Genomic DNA, 15,270 nt, shown 5'->3' with positions numbered 1-15,270 from the left:
TTCGTTTCACGTGAAACGCACCCCCCTCAGGGCCGGAGGGGTCTGGGGAGGCCCGCCTCCCCAGCCTTCCCTCTCGCTCGACGGCCTGACCTTGCTCAACGCCCCGGGCCAGCGCGAGGAGGCCATGGCCATCGCCGTGATGCTGCGCGAGGCCCTGGAAACCGAGGGGCGCACGGCCGCCCTGGTCACGCCAGACCGCACCTTGGCGCGCCGGGTGGCCGCCGCCCTTGACCGCTGGGAGATCGCAGTGGACGACAGCGCCGGGCGCCCGCTGTCCAACACCCCGGTGGGCGCCTTCTTGCGGCTGGCCGCCCATGCCTGTGCCGAACAGTTGGCGCCGGTGGCCCTGCTGGCCTTGCTGCAACATCCCCTGGCGGCGGCGGGCGAGGCGCCGGCGGTGTTTCGCGCCCGGGTGCGCCGCCTGGACCGCGAGGTCCTGCGCGGCCCCCGGCCGGCCCCGGGCTTTGCCGGCCTTTATGCCCTGCTGGCCGACCAGCCGCCCCGCATTGCCCTCTCGCTGCGCCGGGGCCTGGAGCGCCTGGAACAGTTGGCCCATCCCTTTCTCGACCAACTGGCGCGGGACGAAAGCACCTTAGCCGAACTGCTGGACGCCCATCTGCGCTTTGCCGAGGGCTTGGCGGCGGCGCGCATCGACGGCGTTGTGATGCCGGGACCGACGCGGCTGTGGGCCGGCGAGGCCGGCGAGGCGGCAGCCCTGGCGCTGGCCGACCTGATGGACGCCGCGCCCTCCCTGGGATCCCTGGCGCCCCGGCATTACCCGGCCCTGTTCGAGACCTTGCTCGCCCAAACGCCGGTGCGTCCGCGCTTTGACCGCCATCCCCGGCTGGCCATCTGGGGCCCGCTGGAAGCGCGCCTGCAACGCCCCGATCTGCTGATCCTGGCCGGCCTCAACGAAGGCACGTGGCCGGCTCAAAGCGACACCGGCCCGTGGATGAGCCGGCCCATGCTCCAGGCCCTGGGCCTGCCCCAGCCCGAGCGCGCCATTGGCTTGGCCGCCCACGACCTCTCCCAGGCCCTGCACGCGCCCGCGTTGGTGCTCTCGCGCGCGGCCCGGGTCGAGGGCTCGCCCACCGTTCCCTCGCGCTGGCTGACCCGCCTCGCCGCCGTGGCCCAAGCCGCCGGCTTGGGCGGAGCCTGGGCCGAGGCTGAAGCCCGAGGCGCCGAGCGCTTGGCCTGGGCCCGCCATCTGGAGCAACCGCCGGGCCCCCCGGCTCGCACCCGCCAGCCCGCGCCCTGCCCGCAGGTCAAGGACCGACCCCGTCGCTTGTCGGTGACGCGGGTGGAAACCTGGATGCGCGACCCTTATGCCCTGTATGCCGAGTTCGTCTTGCGGCTGCGCGAACTGGATCCCCTGGACGCCGACCCCAGCCGAGCCGATTACGGCACCTTGATCCATGGCGTCTTGGAGGACTTCGTGCGGGCGTGGCCGCGCGCCTTACCCCCCGATCCCGAAGCCGAACTGCTGCGCCTGGGCCGGGCGCGCTTTGGCGCCTTGATGACCCGGCCCGGGGTCAGGACCTTCTGGTGGCCGCGGTTTCAGCGGATCGCCGCCTGGGTGGCCCGGCGCGAACGCGAGCGCCGCCCCGCGTTGGCCGAGACCCTGGCCGAGGTCCAGGCCAGCTTGACCCTGGAGGGACCAGAGGGCCCCTTTGTCCTCACGGCCAAGGCCGACCGCCTGGAGCGCCGGCGCGACGGATCCTTGGACATCATCGACTACAAGACCGGCGCGCTGCCCACCCTGGCCGAGGTGGACGCCGGTCTCTCGCCCCAATTACCCCTGGAGGCGGCCTTGGCGCAAAGCGGCGCCTTCGCCGGCGTGGGGGCGGCGCCGGTGGCCGGGCTGAGTTTCTGGCGCCTGAGCGGCGATGCCCAGGGCGGCACGGCGCGACCGGCCAGCAAGGACCCGCAGGCAGCGGCCCAAACCGCCCTGGCGGGGCTCCAGGCCTTGATCCGCCTGTTTGACGACCCCGCCACGCCCTACATGGCCCGGCCCCACCCCGACCACGCGCCGCGCTTTAACCCCTACCAGCATCTGGCGCGGGTGCGGGAATGGGCGGGCGGCGAAGACTAGACCAAGGGGCCGGAGAGGCCCGCCCCGCTGGACCGGTCTTGCCTGCCGGCTCAACTGGCCATGGAATAGTCGTCTTCCAGATCGGCCTTGGGGACAGGGGCCTTGCCCTTGGGGCGGGGGGAGGCCTCCTCGTCTTTCTCGTCTTCGTCGTAATAGGCCACATAGGGATCATCCGGTTTGGCGGCGCGATGCACCTTGATCCGATGCAGCAAAATCGCAATCCCCAGGCCGACCCCCGCCACCGCCATCAGCCCCCCCAGCACGGTGGCCAAGCCCACCAGAAGACCGGTGAAAGAAAATTCCCCGCTGTCGTCTGCGGCGTCTCCCCCCTCGGCCTTGGCGCGCTCCGCTTGGCGGCGCTGGCGTTCTAGCTCGCGCTCCTTTTCGCGGGCCGCCTTGGCCTGGGCGATGGCTTCTTGCGCCCCTTCCGGCATCAAGGTGATGGTGCGGGCGGTCCGGGCCTCCTGTTCCGCCTTGTCGGCCGATACCCCTGGCGGCGGCAAGACGGCGGCGGCCGGAGAATTGGGGGCCGGGAGGCTGGTCGCCGGGGGCGGCACCGGCACGGGATCATCCGCCGGGGGCCAAGGGGCGCTGGCGGTCTGCGGGGGCGCCGACGACGCGGGACCATTGGGGCTCGGAGTGCCGGGGTCTGGGAATGCCTCCGCAACGGGCGCCGCGCCGCCCCCTTCCTGGGGCAGAGCCTCGGGCTCGATCAGATCAACCGGAGGGGGCTGGGTGTAATCAAGCGAGGTGTCCTGGGGCGGGGCCTTGGGAACGCGGTAGGCTTGAGCGGCCCCGTCCTTCATCAGACCTAAACGGGCGGCTATCACGCACACAGGCAAAGTGCGATAAGCCGGATGGGCGCCCACGCATTCCTGGGGGCGCTCGGGCGGCGGTTCTGAAGGGCGGTTGATCCACACCGCGGTCGCCCCCTTATCAACCGCCGCCGCTGGCTTGTCCTGGCTCGTTCCCTGGCCCGTGCCTTTTCCCTGGCTCGTGCCCTTTGAGGGAGCCGCCTCCTTGGCCGCCCCGGTTTCCTTGGGCATCGCACCGGCGCTGGCGGCAGGGGTCAAGGGCTGGGGCGTGGAATCGCTGGCGCAGCGATAGACGGTCTTGCCGGTTTTCAGATCAAGGGTCAGCTCGCCCACGGCATCGCCGGTGGCGCCTTCCTTGCCGATGCAGCGCCCGATGGCGTTTTCCAGGGCATCGGTGGGCAGGCCCTGGGCCAGGACACTCGGGGCGAGAGCCGGCCCGAACAGCAGCCCTCCGGCCACGATCCCGACCCACGACGCGCCCCATTCCCGACGCCCCTGAACCCGGCAAAAAGGAAAAGCGGTCATGACGGGTATCCCTCGCGCGCTCGGGCCATAATGCCTTCTTTTACAATAGGCGCCCGGCCGGAGATTGAAAAGGTTTGCCCGAAACAAAGGCACGGGCTATCCCAACCTAGGGGGAGAGGGTGCAAAGCAGGTCCCCCCACGTCATAAGCTTTCAGCATGAGGACACAGGACCAATGGTCGAGCGGGTGAGAGTCGCCATTTTGGGCGCCAGCGGATACACGGGGGCTGAACTGGTCCGCCTGTTGTCGCGCCATCCGCGCGTGACGCTGGCGGCGCTGACCGCCAATCGCAAAGCGGGGCAGGCCTTGGCCCAGGTCTTTCCCCACCTGGGGGGCCTGGACCTGCCCGTCCTGAGCTCGGTCGAGGCGGTGGACTGGGCCGGCATTGATTTCGTCTTCTGCGCCCTGCCCCACGGCACCACCCAAGCCCTGCTGCGCGACCTGCTGGACGGTCCCCACGGCGGGCGGCTGCGCATTGCCGATCTGTCGGCCGATTTCCGGCTGCGTGACCCCGAGGTGTATGCCCAGTGGTACGGCCATGCCCATCAGGCAGTGGACCTGCAAAAGGAAGCCGTCTACGGCTTGACCGAACGCAACCGTACCGCCCTCAAGACGGCGCGGTTGGTGGCCGTACCCGGCTGCTACCCCACCAGCGCCCAGTTACCGCTGTCTCCCTTGCTGGCGGCGGGCCTGATCGAGACCGATCCCCTGATCATTGATGCCAAGTCGGGGGCGTCGGGCGCCGGGCGCGAGGCCCGGGAGGGCTCGTTGCATTGCGAGGTCTCGGAAGGCGTGCACGCCTACGGCATCGGCGGCACCCACCGCCACACCCCCGAGATCGAGCAGGAACTGTCGCTGGCGGCGGGACGGCCGGTGCGGGTGACCTTCACCCCCCACCTGATGCCCATGAATCGGGGGATCCTCAGCACCATCTACGTCCGCCTGACCGAGGGCACCACGGTGGACGCCCTGCGCGACCATCTGGCCGCCACCTATGCCGGCGAGCCCTTCGTCCGGGTGGTGTCGGCCAGCGAGGCGGTCCACACCCGGCATGTGCGCGGCTCCAATCACGTGCTGATCGGCGTGCATGCCGATCGCTCCCCGGGCCGCGCCATCTTGGTGTGTGCCGAGGACAATCTGGTCAAGGGCGCCTCGGGACAGGCTATCCAGGACATGAATGTCATGCTGGGCTTCGAGGAAACCCTGGGCCTGGGGCAAGCCCCCCTGTTTCCCTGATCCTGCCCGTTCCCCGATCCTGCCCATTTCCCGATCCTGACTGAGCACGGAGAGAGACGATGAGCCCGCTGCCGCCTCCCCTGATCTTGCCCTTCAAGGGCGTCTGGCCGCGCGTCGCCGACGACGTGTTCCTGGCCCCCGGTGCCGTGATCGTCGGCGATGTCGAGATCGGCGCCGGCTCCAGCGTGTGGTTTGGCTGTGTGCTGCGCGGGGATGTCAACGCCATCCGGGTGGGGGAGCGGGTCAATCTCCAAGACGGCACCATCGTCCATGTCACCAGCGGCGGCTGGCCCACTACCATCGGCAACGACGTCACCGTGGGCCATCGCGCCATTTTGCACGCCTGCACCTTGGAGTCCGACAGCTTCGTCGGCATGGGGGCAACGGTGATGGACGAGGTGGTTGTGGAGTCCTGGGCCATGGTCGCCGCCGGGGCCCTGGTCACGCCGGGCAAGCGGGTCGGCGGCGGGACCTTGTGGGCCGGCAGCCCGGCCAAGGAGCGCCGCCTTCTTTCCCAGGAGGAGAAGGATGGGTTTCGCACCTCGGCGGCCCGGTATGCCGAGTTGGCGCAGGGGTATCGCGCCGGGTAGGGCTGGCGGAGGAACAAGGCTGGGGAGGCGGGGCTTCCCCAGGCCCCTCCTTTCCCTGGAAAAACAGAACATCGTTCTGGAATTTTATTTGGTGGCGCGGCGGGAGAGGCTGAGGAGGGCGGCCAGGGTGGCTAAGGCGGCGGCCAGTCCCAGGCAGGTTGGCGCGGCGCTGGACCCGCCGCGGGCCAACAGCACGGCCACCAAGGCCGACCCCAGGCACCAGCCGCTCACCCGGGCCACGGCCAGCATGCTTCCGGCAGCGGCGGCGCGCCGGGTGGGGCCAGCGGTCATGAGAGTGGCGTTGTTGGGGGTTTGGAAAAAGCCAAACCCCAGACCGCACAAGGCCATCCGCCAGACCACATCAAGGTCGGACGGCGCAGGTGGCAATAGGGCGAGCAGTGCTAGGCCGAGTGCCAGGATGCTCAAGCCCAGACTGCTGAGGATCCAGGCGGGCAACCGGGCACTAAGGCGGCCAGCCAAGGGCGCGGCCAGGATGACCATCACCGGCCACGGCGTGACCAAGGCACCGGTGGCCAGCGCCGAGCGCCCCAGTTCGCTCTGGAACAAGAAGGGCAGCGCCACATAGGCCAGGATCTGGGCCGCGTAGGTGGCGATCGAGGTCAGGACCGACAACGAAAACAGCGGCAGGGCCAGAAGATCGAGAGGCAGCAAGGGGTCGGGGCGGTGGCGTTGCTGCCAGACCAGGGCAACACCGGCTGCAAGCGCCAGTCCCAACAGCCCGAGAGAGAGCAGCAGCCCTTCGCGGCCCAGGGCATCGACTCCGGTGACGAGTCCGCCCAGGGCGAGAGCCGCCAGCCCGGCGCCAACCGCATCGAACGGCCGTTGACCGGCTTGGCTCGGCGGCGCCAGCCGCCAAAACACCAGGAAGGCGAGGCTGGCGATGGGCAGGTTGACCAAAAACAGCCAGGGCCAGTCGGCCACCGACAAGATCAACGCCCCCAGCGACGGCCCGGCCGCGCCACTGACCGCCACGACCATAGCGACCAGAGCCAGCCCCTGGGCGATGCGCTCGCGCGGGAAGAACGAGCGGATGAGGGCCGGGCCCAAGGTGGCGAGGCAAGCCGCGCCCATTCCCTGAACGGTGCGGGCCGCCACCAGAGCCGGCAGGCTGGGCGCCAGGGCACAGGCCAGCGAGGCCACGGTAAAAATCAGCAAGCCCAGGAGATACAGGCGCTTGGCGCCGATGCGCTCGGCCAGCCCGGCGGCGGGCAGCAGGCAAGCGGCGGTTCCCAGTTGATAGGCGTTGATCACCCACACCGTGGCCCCCTCGCTCACCGCGAAGTCGTGGCTTAAGGTGGGCAAGGCCAAGGTGGCAATGGCGCCGTCAAGGCTGATTAAGGTCGCACCGCCCAAAACGCAGGCGGTTAGCCAGCGGCGTGGACCGGGGGAGGAGGCGGAAGGTGTGGTCATGGAGGGGATCCAGTAAGAAAGCCAGGGCAAAAAAGGGAAGGCTGGGGAGGCTCGCCTCCCCAGGCCCCACATTCATGGTGACCCGCCGCAGTGAGGGACCCCCAGGATTGGAGGGGTCTGGGGAGGCGAGCCTCCCCAGCCTTCCCTTTTTGCACGTCAGGAAGAGCGGTCAGTCTAGACGCCAAGCGCCTGTCCTGCTTTCGTCGGTGAGGCCATGAGTTTGGCGACTGGGACAAAATGCGCAACGCCCCGTTTCGGCCTTTTCGACCAGCACGCCTTTATGCAGCCCTCCCCTCCCCTTCTGGAGACGAAGCGTGCCGGATCCGAGCGAACGCAGGCGCAATTTTGTGGGCGCGGTGGTGCTGGTGCTGGTGAGTTGGATCACCATCCTCGGGGCTCTCCCCTCCTGGCTGCCTCCCCAGCCCCGCCATCGCCCGATCAAGGTCGGAATCTTGCATTCGCTGACCGGCACCATGGCGGTTTCGGAGCGCTTGGTTGCCGATGCCACCTTATACGCCATCGAGGATCTCAACCAGCGCGGCGGCGTGCTCGGGCGCAAGGTGGAGGCGGTGGTGGTCGATGGCCGGTCGGACTGGGGCGTCTTTGCCACCAGCGCCGAGCGCCTGATCACTCAAGAAAAGGTCTCGGCGGTGTTCGGCTGCTGGACGTCAGCCTGTCGCAAGACGGTCAAGCCGATTTTTGAGCGGCGCGACGCGGTGTTGTTCTATCCGGTGCAGTACGAGGGCCTGGAGCAGTCGCCGAACATTATCTATACGGGAGCGGCTCCCAACCAGCAGATCATCCCGGCCGTCAAATGGACCCTTGACCACCTGGGCCGCCGCCTGTTCTTGGTGGGCTCGGACTATGTGTTTCCCCGCACCGCCAACAAGATCATCGCTGCCCAAACCGCCGCACTCCAAGGTGAGGTGGTGGGCGAGGCCTATGCGCCGCTAGGCAGCCAGGACTTTACGGCGATTGTCGCGGCCATCCAGGCGGCCCAGCCCGACGTGATCTTCAACACCATCAACGGGGATTCCAACCTAGGCTTCTTTCGCGCCTTGCGGGCCGCCGGCCTGACGCCCGAGCGCCTGCCGGTGATGAGCTTCTCCCTGGCCGAGTCCGAAGTCCGGGCCCTTGGTCCGGCCATGATGGCCGGCGACTATGCGGCGCGGAACTACTTTCAAAGCGTGGATACCCCGGAGAACCGCGCCTTCATCGCCGGGATTCAGCGACGCTTCGGCCCTGATACCGCGACCAGCGCGCCCATGGAGGCGGCCTATTTCGGGGTGATGCTGTGGGCGCGTGCCGTCGAGGAGGCGGGCTCGGCCGAGTTTCGCGACTTTCGCGCCACCATCAAGGGCCAGAGCATGGCCGCCCCGGGCGGCACGGTCACCATCGACCCCCAGACGCAACACACCTGGAAAACGGTGCGCATCGGCAAGATCCGCCCTGATGGCAATTTTGAGATTCTGTGGGATTCCCAGCGGCCGGTTCGGCCGGTGCCTTTTCCTTCCCTGCTGCCACGCCGCGAGGGGCTCGCCTTTCTGGAAGCGCTGTATCTGGGGTGGCGGGGCAACTGGCAAGCACCGCCGCCGCCCGGGCCTTAGGCGGTCACGATGAAGAAGAAGGCTGGGGAGGCGCGGCCTCCCCAGACCCCTCGGTTTGTCCTGTCCCTCCTGCGGAGCCTTTGTGATGCCCTCCAGACCCCGCCGCACCCGGCTTGCCACGGAAATCGCCGCCGGCTACCTGCTGCTGGGCGTTTTGCCGCTGGTCATGGTCGTCTGGGCCTATTTCAGTGCGTCCGAACAAGCCCTTGAGGAGGAAATCCGCCACAACGTCGCCGCGTTGGCCGACCAGAAGACGGCCCGCATCGAGGCCCTGGCCTTGGAGCATCTGCGCCGGGTGTCTTTGATGGCCCATCATCCGGCGGTTCAGGCGGCTCTGGGCGAAACCGGGCCGAGCTTGGCCCCCGAGGCCCTGGCCCACGCCGCCGAGACCTTTGGCGCCCATGACCTCCTGATCCTCGATCCCCGGGGCCGCTTGGTCTTTTCCCAGGCCCCGCCGCGTCACGAAGCCTTATTGCGCAGCGTGTTCGAGCGGGCACGCACCTTGCTGGAAAGCGACATCTCCGACTTCGCGCCCGGTCCCGAGGGGGCGCCCCCCTCGGCCTATGTCGCCGCCCCGGTCTTGAGCGCCGGCAGCTTGGTGGGCGTGGTGGCGATGGAGATCGACGCCTCGGCGGTGTTCGATGTGCTGGCCGATACCTTGAGCCTGGGCCGCACCGGCGAAACCCTGGCTGGAGGCCGGATCACCGAGGGAAGCATCGCCCTGTTTGGCCCCGTGCGCCACGAACGCGCCGCCCCGGTGCGCCTGGGCGAGGGGGATGCCCTGGCCCCCTTGTTCGAGCGGGCCTTGCGTGGCGAGCGCGGCGTGGGTGCGGCGGTGGACGACCGGGGCGAGCCGGTGCTCGCGGCGTGGCGCTACTTGCCCAGCTTTCGCTGGGGGCTGGTGGTCAAGATGGATGGGACCGAGGCCCTGGCCAGCGTCGAACGGCTGCGCGTCGTGGGTCTGTGGATCTCTGGCATGGCCGCCGTGTGCAGCCTGATCGCCGCGACCTTCCTGTCCCGGGCCATCACGGGACCGCTTAAGGAACTAGGCGAGGCGACCCGGGCCTTGTCACGCGGCCAGTTCGACACCCCGGTGACCCCGGCCGGCAGCCAGGAAATCGCCGACCTAGCCCACGCCTTCAACGACATGGCCCTGGAGCTGCACACCTACCACCGGGGTCTGGAGCGCAAGGTGGCCGAACGCACCCGCGACCTGCGCGACGCCAAGGACCGGGCGGAGGCCGCAACCCGGGCCAAGACCGAGTTCCTGGCCATGATGAGCCACGAACTGCGCACCCCGATGAATGGCATCCTCGGCATGGCCGAACTGGTGCGCGGCCGGGTCCTGGCCGATCCCCAGGCCCTGGCCTGGCTCAACACCATTCGCCAGTCGGGCGAGACCCTGACCGTGCTGTTGAGCGACCTGCTTGATATGTCGCGCGTCGATGTCGGCGAGGTGGCCTTTGACCAGCGCCCGTTCGCCCCCCGGGAGATGGCCGAGGCCCTGGTGGCGCTGATGCAGGTTCCAGCGGCGCAAAAAGGCCTCGCTCTGCGCCTCGACCTCCCCGCCTCCTTGCCCGAGGCCCTCTTGGGCGACCCCGCCCGCGTGCGCCAGATCTTGTTCAACCTGCTGGGCAACGCCATCAAGTTTACCGAAACCGGGGAGATCTGCCTTAGCGTCCACCAACATCCCGCCGCCCCGGGTCAGGTTGCCCTCGCCTTTGCCGTGAGCGATACCGGCCCCGGCATCGCCCCCGAAGCCCGGGCTACCTTGTTTCAGCCCTTCACCCAGGGCGACGCCTCAATCGCGCGGCGCCACGGCGGGGCCGGCCTGGGCCTCGCCATCGCCAAGCGGCTGGTCGATGGCATGGGCGGTCGCCTGGAGGTGGCCAGCCGCCCGGGCGAAGGCAGCACCTTCACCTTGGTCCTGAGCTTCGCCCAGACCGACGCCCGCGCCGGCCAGCCGGCCGATCCCGACACCGAGGTCCCGGACACCCCGCCCCTACGGGTGCTGATGGTCGAGGACGAGGAAGTCAATCGTCAGGTGTTGGCCGGCCTTCTAACCCGGGCCGGCCACACGGTGGTGGTGGCTCGTCACGGTCCCGAGGCCCTGACCCTGGCCGACGGCCTTCCCCTCGACGTAGCCCTGGTGGACATCCGCCTGCCCGGCATGGATGGCTTCGAGGTAGCCCGCCGCCTCAAGGAGTTGATGGCCCAGCATGGCCAGACCTATCCCCTGATCGCCGTCACCGCCAACCTGCTGCGCGAGGACCGCGAGGCCTATGCCGCGGCCGGCTTCCAAGGCGTGGTCGGCAAGCCCATCGACCCCCATCGGCTGTCCCAGGCCCTGTCCCGGGCGATCCAGGGCCAGCCCTTGCCCGAAACCCCGCTGCCCCCCGAAACCGAAGCCCTGCTCAATGAGCCCCTGCTGCGCGAACTGGAGGAAGCCCTGGGACTGGCCGAACTAGAGCGCTTGGCCCTGCTGGCCGAAGCCGCGCTGGATGCCGCGCGCCAACGCTTGGCCCGCGCCCTGGCCGAGCGCGATGCCGTGGCCGTGGCCGATGCCGCCCATCGCCTAGCCGGCAGTGCCGGCTCCAACGGCATGCGCGCCACCCGCGCCCTGGCCAAATCCCTGGAAAACACCGCCCGGGAAAACGACTGGTCCCGCCTGCGCCCCCTGGCCACCGCCTTGGACACCGCCTGCCCCGAGGGCTTGGCCGCCCTAAAGGCCTGGATCCTCACCCGCCAGCCAAAATGAGGGGTCTAGGGAGGCCCGCCTCCCCAGCCTTCCTTCTCTTTCTCCCACCGCTCGTTCACCCCCGAGTGACCGCCGCCGTGAACCGATACCCCTGCCCCCGACAGGTCTCGATCATCTCGGGAGCGTTGAGCTTTTTGCGCAAACGGCTGATGAGGATGTCGATGCTGCGCGGTCCGGCGTCGGTGTCGGCTGCGCCCAGGGCGTCTTGCAACTGGTCGCGGCTTTGCAAGCGACCGGCGCGGGTGACCAAAACGTTGAGCAGATCGAATTCAGCCGGAGTCAGGTCGAGGACCCGGCCCAAGGCATCGCTCACCCGGCGCTCGCGGGGATCAAGGCGCCAGGGGCCGAAAACGAGCAGGCTGCCGGTCCGTAAGGGGGCGCGGCGCTCCAGCACGTTGCGCACGCGGGCCAGGAGTTCACGCGGATAGACCGGCTTGGGCAGGTAGTCGTCGGCGCCGATTTCGAGGCCGAGAGCCCGGTCGTCGGGGGTGCCGCGCTCTGTCACCATGATGATGCCGATGCCGCCCCGCGCCCGCACCTCCCGGGCCAGAGCCATGCCGTCGCCGTCGGGGAGTTTCACATCAAGCACCACCAGATCGAGCCCACCCTGGGCCAGCCAGGCCTTAAGGCCGGCGGCATCCTCGGCTTCGTCCACCCGGTAGCCGGCGCGGCTCAAGCAGGCCGTGAGCACGGCGCGCACGACCGGATCGTCGTCCACGACCAGGACATGGGCTGTCGTCGTCATCAGGGGCACTCCCGCCGCAGGGGGGTGAAGCTGGGCAAGATGGGCCTGCGGTGCGCGACCGGGTCAACCTTTTTTTGGCGCGTTTCCTCGGGGCAGGAAGAAAGAAGGCTGGGGAGGCGGGCCTCCCCAGACCCCTCCGTCCCTTGTGGACGGAACGCCCGGGAAACGAGGGGTCTGGGGAGGCCCGCCTCCCCAGCCTTCTCTTCATCGGGAAAAACTCGAGAAACAGACGCCCTTTATCCTTGGAAGAATTATCCCCAAGGCATTTCTGGAGAGCCTCGGAAGTATTCCGCTTGCTCAATCCTTCCTATTCATGTATCCAGAAACAGTCTGGAAACACAAATTCTCGGTGCTGCCTAAAAAACACCAAGAGAGAGGCAACTTTAAGTTATTGTCTTCTTTAATTTTTAATGATAGGGAGGCTGCATTTGTTTAACCCAATGATTGTTTGGTGTAATTTTGCAGTGCGCACTCCCCACCTGAACATGGAAGTCATCGGCTACGTGTTCCAGGAAGCCAGCCTGTTTCCCCACCTCTCGGTTCAGGACAACCTGCGCTATGGCCTGAAGCGGGCGCCACGCCTGCGCACGAGCGGTCCCACCATCGCCTTCGACGACGTGGTGGAGCTGCTGGGCATCGGTCGCCTGTTCGACCGGCCGCCGTCGCTGCTCTCGGGGGGCGAGCGTCAACGGGTCGCCATCGGCCGCGCCTTGCTCTCGCAACCCCGGTTGCTGCTGATGGACGAGCCGCTCTCGGCCCTCGATCGCGCCAGCAAGGACGACATCCTCCCCTATCTGGAGCGACTGCACGATGCCCTGGCCTTGCCGGTGCTCTACGTCAGCCACGATCTGGCCGAGGTCGAGCGGCTGGCCGACACCTTGGTTCTGATGGCCGAGGGCCAAGTCCAGACCGTGGGGCCGCTGGCCACCGTGCTCGCCGATCCCCGCTTGCCCCTGGCCGGCCAGCCCCAAGCCGCCGTGGTGCTGGAGGGGAACATAGAGGCCTACGACAGCACCTACGACCTCTCCAGCGTGGCGGTGGATGACATCACGCTGTTGGTCCCGGGCGCCCTGGGAGCACCAGGCGAAAAACGGCGGGTGCGGGTGTTGGCGACCGACGTCAGTCTGGCTCACGAACCGCCCAGCCGCACCTCGATCCTCAATTCGTTTCCCGCCCGGGTGATCTCCCACGAGCCGGGCCAAGACCATGGTGTGACCGTGCTGCTGGGCCTGGGGGAAGACGGAACGGGAGCGCGGATCCTGGCCCGGATCTCCCGCAAATCCTGGGACCTGCTGGCCCTCGCCCCGGGGGATCGGGTGGTGGCCAGCTTGAAGAGCGTCGCCTTGACCCATGGGCGGGCTGGTCTGACGCTGACCCGCTCGCCGTCGCCGGCTTAAGAAACAAGGCTGGGGAGGCGGGCCTCCCCAGACCCCTCCTTTCCCTGATAAGGAAATCAGCATGTCAAAACTTCTTGCTTGCTTTGTGGCCCTCGGGGTGGTGCTCGGGGGGGCGGCGGCCCGAGCCGAGAGCCTGTTTGTCTATGCTGGGGCCGGTTTGCGACCCGCGCTGCAAAAATTAGCCGATCAGTTCCAGCAAGACACCGGGGTCGAGGTGCTAATCGAATATGGCGGCATGGGTCAGCTTCTGCCTCGGCTCGAAGCCAGCAAGCGTGGCGATGTCATGGTCTCGGGTGCCCGCTTCTACACCGACGATCTGGAAAAGAAGGGCCTGATCCGCGACGTGCGGTCCCTGGTCTACCACACCGCCGTGGTCGGCGTGGCCAAGGCCAAGGCCGGGGAGATCACCCGCTTCGAGGATCTGGCCCGTCCGGGGGTGCGTTTGGCGCTGGGCGATCCGCAAGCCATGGCGCTGGGCCGCTCGGCCGAAGAGATCTTGAAGGCTTCGGGTCTGGAAGAGGCCTTGCGCGCCAACGTCGTGACCCGCGCCACCACCGTTCAGCAGTTGGGCCTCTATGTCACCAAGGGCGACGTGGACGCCGCCATCCTGAGCCGACCGGTCGTCGTCCAGAGCAACGGCGACATCGTGCCCGTGGAGATTCCGCTGGCTTGGTACACCCCGGAGGAAGTGACCATCGGTGTGTTGACCACCACGGAAAACCCGACCCGTGCGCAAGCCTTTGTTGATTTCGTCACCTCAGTGCCCGGGTTGGCGGCGTTCACGGCGGCGGGGTTTGCGCCGGTGGGGCAGTAAACGCGGGGCGGCAGCCCCGGACCCGCCTGGAGGCTGACGCCTCCAGGCCAGACCCCCTTTTTTCTTCTGTTCATGGCCTCCCTTCCCCCTCCTTTTTTGAAAAGCGCGCTTTTTCAAAAAAGGAGGGGGAAGGGAGGCCAATAAATAAAAAGAGAGCGGAGGTCTGGAGGCGTCAGCCTCCAGGCGGGGTTCGGGGCGGCAGCCCCGAGTTCCCCGTCCCGTCCCTCCCCCTGGCGTTACCGGATCACCCCACCAACCCGATGAGGGGCGAGGACGGGTCGGCGACGGCGCGTCGCGGCATACGGCCGGCGAGGTAGGCTTGGCGGCCGGCTTCGACGGCGAGGCGCATGGCGCCGGCCATGCGGACGGGGTAGCGGGCCTGGGCGATGGCGGTATTCATCAAGACGCCATCGCAGCCCAGTTCCATGGCGACAGCGGCATCGGAGGCGGTACCGACGCCAGCATCGACCAGGACGGGGACGCGGACGTTTTCCTTGATGAGACGGATGGTGTGGGGGTTGACGATGCCAAGGCCCGAGCCGATCAGCGAGCCGAGCGGCATGATGGCGACGCAGCCCATGTCCTCAAGACGCCGGGCAGCGATGGGGTCGTCGGAGCAGTAAACCATGACCTCGAAACCGTCGCGGATTAGGGCCTCGGCGGCGACGAAAGTTTCGGCCATGTTGGGATAGAGGCTTTTCTGATCGCCCAGGACTTCGAGCTTGACCAGGGACCAGCCGCCGGCCTCGCGGGCCAAGCGCAAGGTGCGCACGGCTTCGTCGGCGGTGTAGCAACCGGCGGTGTTGGGCAGGTAGGTATAGCGCTTGGGATCGACGTAATCGACCAGCATGGGCTTGCTGGGGTCGCTGACGTTGACGCGGCGCACGGCCACGGTGACGATTTCGGCGCCGCTGGCCTCGATGGCGCGGGCGGTTTCCTCGAAGTCCTTATACTTGCCGGTACCGACCAGCAAGCGCGAGGTGAAGGTCCGCCCGGCGATGACGAAGGGGGTATCGTGAGGGCCGTCGTCGCCGCCGCCGATGAAGTGGACGACCTCCAAGCGGTCGCCATCGGCCACGGCGACGTCGTCCAGGCGCGAGCGGGGCACGATTTCGCGGTTATGTTCCACAGCCACTTTGCGGGAGTCGATGCCCAGGCTGTCCAGCAGCGCGGCGATGGACACAGAGGTGGCAAGGTCGCGGGCCTCGCCGTTGATGGTCACCTGCATGGATGGGAAATCCCTCGAAGAGCCGCCGGCTCG

Annotated in this window: 11 protein-coding genes; 7 read left to right on the top strand and 4 right to left on the bottom strand. The window is 68.2% G+C overall.

Features of this window, described 5'->3' with window-relative positions:
• Window positions 1-10: 10 nt before the first annotated feature.
• On the top strand, window positions 11-2,092 hold the full coding sequence (gene addB, locus RSPPHO_RS11435; protein WP_051013846.1) for a double-strand break repair protein AddB: 2,082 nt from the start codon (window positions 11-13) through the stop codon (window positions 2,090-2,092).
• 50 nt (window positions 2,093-2,142) lie between these two features.
• Here the strand turns inward: addB and RSPPHO_RS17900 are convergent, their stop codons facing one another.
• Window positions 2,143-3,432, bottom strand: coding sequence for a hypothetical protein (locus tag RSPPHO_RS17900; protein WP_051013845.1), 1,290 nt, complete (start codon window positions 3,430-3,432; stop codon window positions 2,143-2,145).
• 173 nt (window positions 3,433-3,605) lie between these two features.
• Between RSPPHO_RS17900 and argC the strand changes: the two genes are divergently transcribed.
• Window positions 3,606-4,667: an N-acetyl-gamma-glutamyl-phosphate reductase gene (gene argC, locus RSPPHO_RS11425; RefSeq protein ID WP_041795204.1), complete on the top strand. Its 1,062-nt coding sequence runs from the start codon at window positions 3,606-3,608 to the stop codon at window positions 4,665-4,667.
• 59 nt (window positions 4,668-4,726) lie between these two features.
• On the top strand, window positions 4,727-5,257 hold the full coding sequence (locus RSPPHO_RS11420) for a gamma carbonic anhydrase family protein (protein ID WP_014415395.1): 531 nt from the start codon (window positions 4,727-4,729) through the stop codon (window positions 5,255-5,257).
• Between the two features lie 84 nt (window positions 5,258-5,341).
• Here RSPPHO_RS11420 and RSPPHO_RS11415 read toward each other — a convergent pair whose 3' ends face one another.
• The gene (locus RSPPHO_RS11415; RefSeq protein ID WP_041795202.1) at window positions 5,342-6,688 is read right to left on the bottom strand and encodes an MFS transporter; all 1,347 of its coding nucleotides are present in this window, start codon (window positions 6,686-6,688) and stop codon (window positions 5,342-5,344) included.
• 314 nt (window positions 6,689-7,002) lie between these two features.
• Between RSPPHO_RS11415 and urtA the strand changes: the two genes are divergently transcribed.
• Together urtA and RSPPHO_RS17895 are read left to right on the top strand one after the other, a co-directional pair.
• On the top strand, window positions 7,003-8,295 hold the full coding sequence (gene urtA, locus RSPPHO_RS11410) for an urea ABC transporter substrate-binding protein (protein WP_014415393.1): 1,293 nt from the start codon (window positions 7,003-7,005) through the stop codon (window positions 8,293-8,295).
• An 85-nt stretch (window positions 8,296-8,380) separates the two neighbouring features.
• Window positions 8,381-11,053, top strand: coding sequence for a hybrid sensor histidine kinase/response regulator (locus tag RSPPHO_RS17895; RefSeq protein ID WP_051013844.1), 2,673 nt, complete (start codon window positions 8,381-8,383; stop codon window positions 11,051-11,053).
• A gap of 55 nt (window positions 11,054-11,108) precedes the next feature.
• Here the strand turns inward: RSPPHO_RS17895 and RSPPHO_RS11400 are convergent, their stop codons facing one another.
• Window positions 11,109-11,798 (bottom strand): response regulator transcription factor, encoded by a 690-nt coding sequence (locus RSPPHO_RS11400; protein WP_041795196.1) that lies wholly within the window; start codon window positions 11,796-11,798, stop codon window positions 11,109-11,111.
• A gap of 428 nt (window positions 11,799-12,226) precedes the next feature.
• Between RSPPHO_RS11400 and modC the strand changes: the two genes are divergently transcribed.
• Both modC and modA read left to right on the top strand, forming a co-directional pair.
• Window positions 12,227-13,195, top strand: coding sequence for a molybdenum ABC transporter ATP-binding protein (gene modC, locus RSPPHO_RS11395; RefSeq protein ID WP_197535603.1), 969 nt, complete (start codon window positions 12,227-12,229; stop codon window positions 13,193-13,195).
• A gap of 61 nt (window positions 13,196-13,256) precedes the next feature.
• Window positions 13,257-14,009, top strand: a complete 753-nt coding sequence (modA, locus tag RSPPHO_RS11390) for a molybdate ABC transporter substrate-binding protein (RefSeq protein WP_014415389.1) — start codon at window positions 13,257-13,259, stop codon at window positions 14,007-14,009.
• A gap of 244 nt (window positions 14,010-14,253) precedes the next feature.
• On the opposite strand, the gene thiS is transcribed toward modA, so the two are convergent.
• Complete coding sequence (gene thiS, locus RSPPHO_RS11385) at window positions 14,254-15,237, bottom strand: sulfur carrier protein ThiS (RefSeq protein WP_014415388.1); 984 nt, start codon at window positions 15,235-15,237, stop codon at window positions 14,254-14,256.
• Between the last annotated feature and the right edge of the window lie 33 nt (window positions 15,238-15,270).

It is taken from the genome of Pararhodospirillum photometricum DSM 122, from assembly GCF_000284415.1.
GTDB lineage: Bacteria > Pseudomonadota > Alphaproteobacteria > Rhodospirillales > Rhodospirillaceae > Pararhodospirillum > Pararhodospirillum photometricum.
This window is presented reverse-complemented; position numbering and strand designations above follow the sequence as displayed.

Coding starts and splice junctions, on each gene's coding strand:
- RSPPHO_RS11400 (WP_041795196.1), bottom strand. CDS start 11,798: ATGACGACGACAGCCCATGTCCTGGTCGTGGACGACGATCCGGTCGTG.
- RSPPHO_RS17900 (WP_051013845.1), bottom strand. CDS start 3,432: ATGACCGCTTTTCCTTTTTGCCGGGTTCAGGGGCGTCGGGAATGGGGC.
- RSPPHO_RS11415 (WP_041795202.1), bottom strand. CDS start 6,688: ATGACCACACCTTCCGCCTCCTCCCCCGGTCCACGCCGCTGGCTAACC.
- modA (WP_014415389.1), top strand. CDS start 13,257: ATGTCAAAACTTCTTGCTTGCTTTGTGGCCCTCGGGGTGGTGCTCGGG.
- thiS (WP_014415388.1), bottom strand. CDS start 15,237: ATGCAGGTGACCATCAACGGCGAGGCCCGCGACCTTGCCACCTCTGTG.
- RSPPHO_RS17895 (WP_051013844.1), top strand. CDS start 8,381: ATGCCCTCCAGACCCCGCCGCACCCGGCTTGCCACGGAAATCGCCGCC.
- RSPPHO_RS11420 (WP_014415395.1), top strand. CDS start 4,727: ATGAGCCCGCTGCCGCCTCCCCTGATCTTGCCCTTCAAGGGCGTCTGG.
- argC (WP_041795204.1), top strand. CDS start 3,606: ATGGTCGAGCGGGTGAGAGTCGCCATTTTGGGCGCCAGCGGATACACG.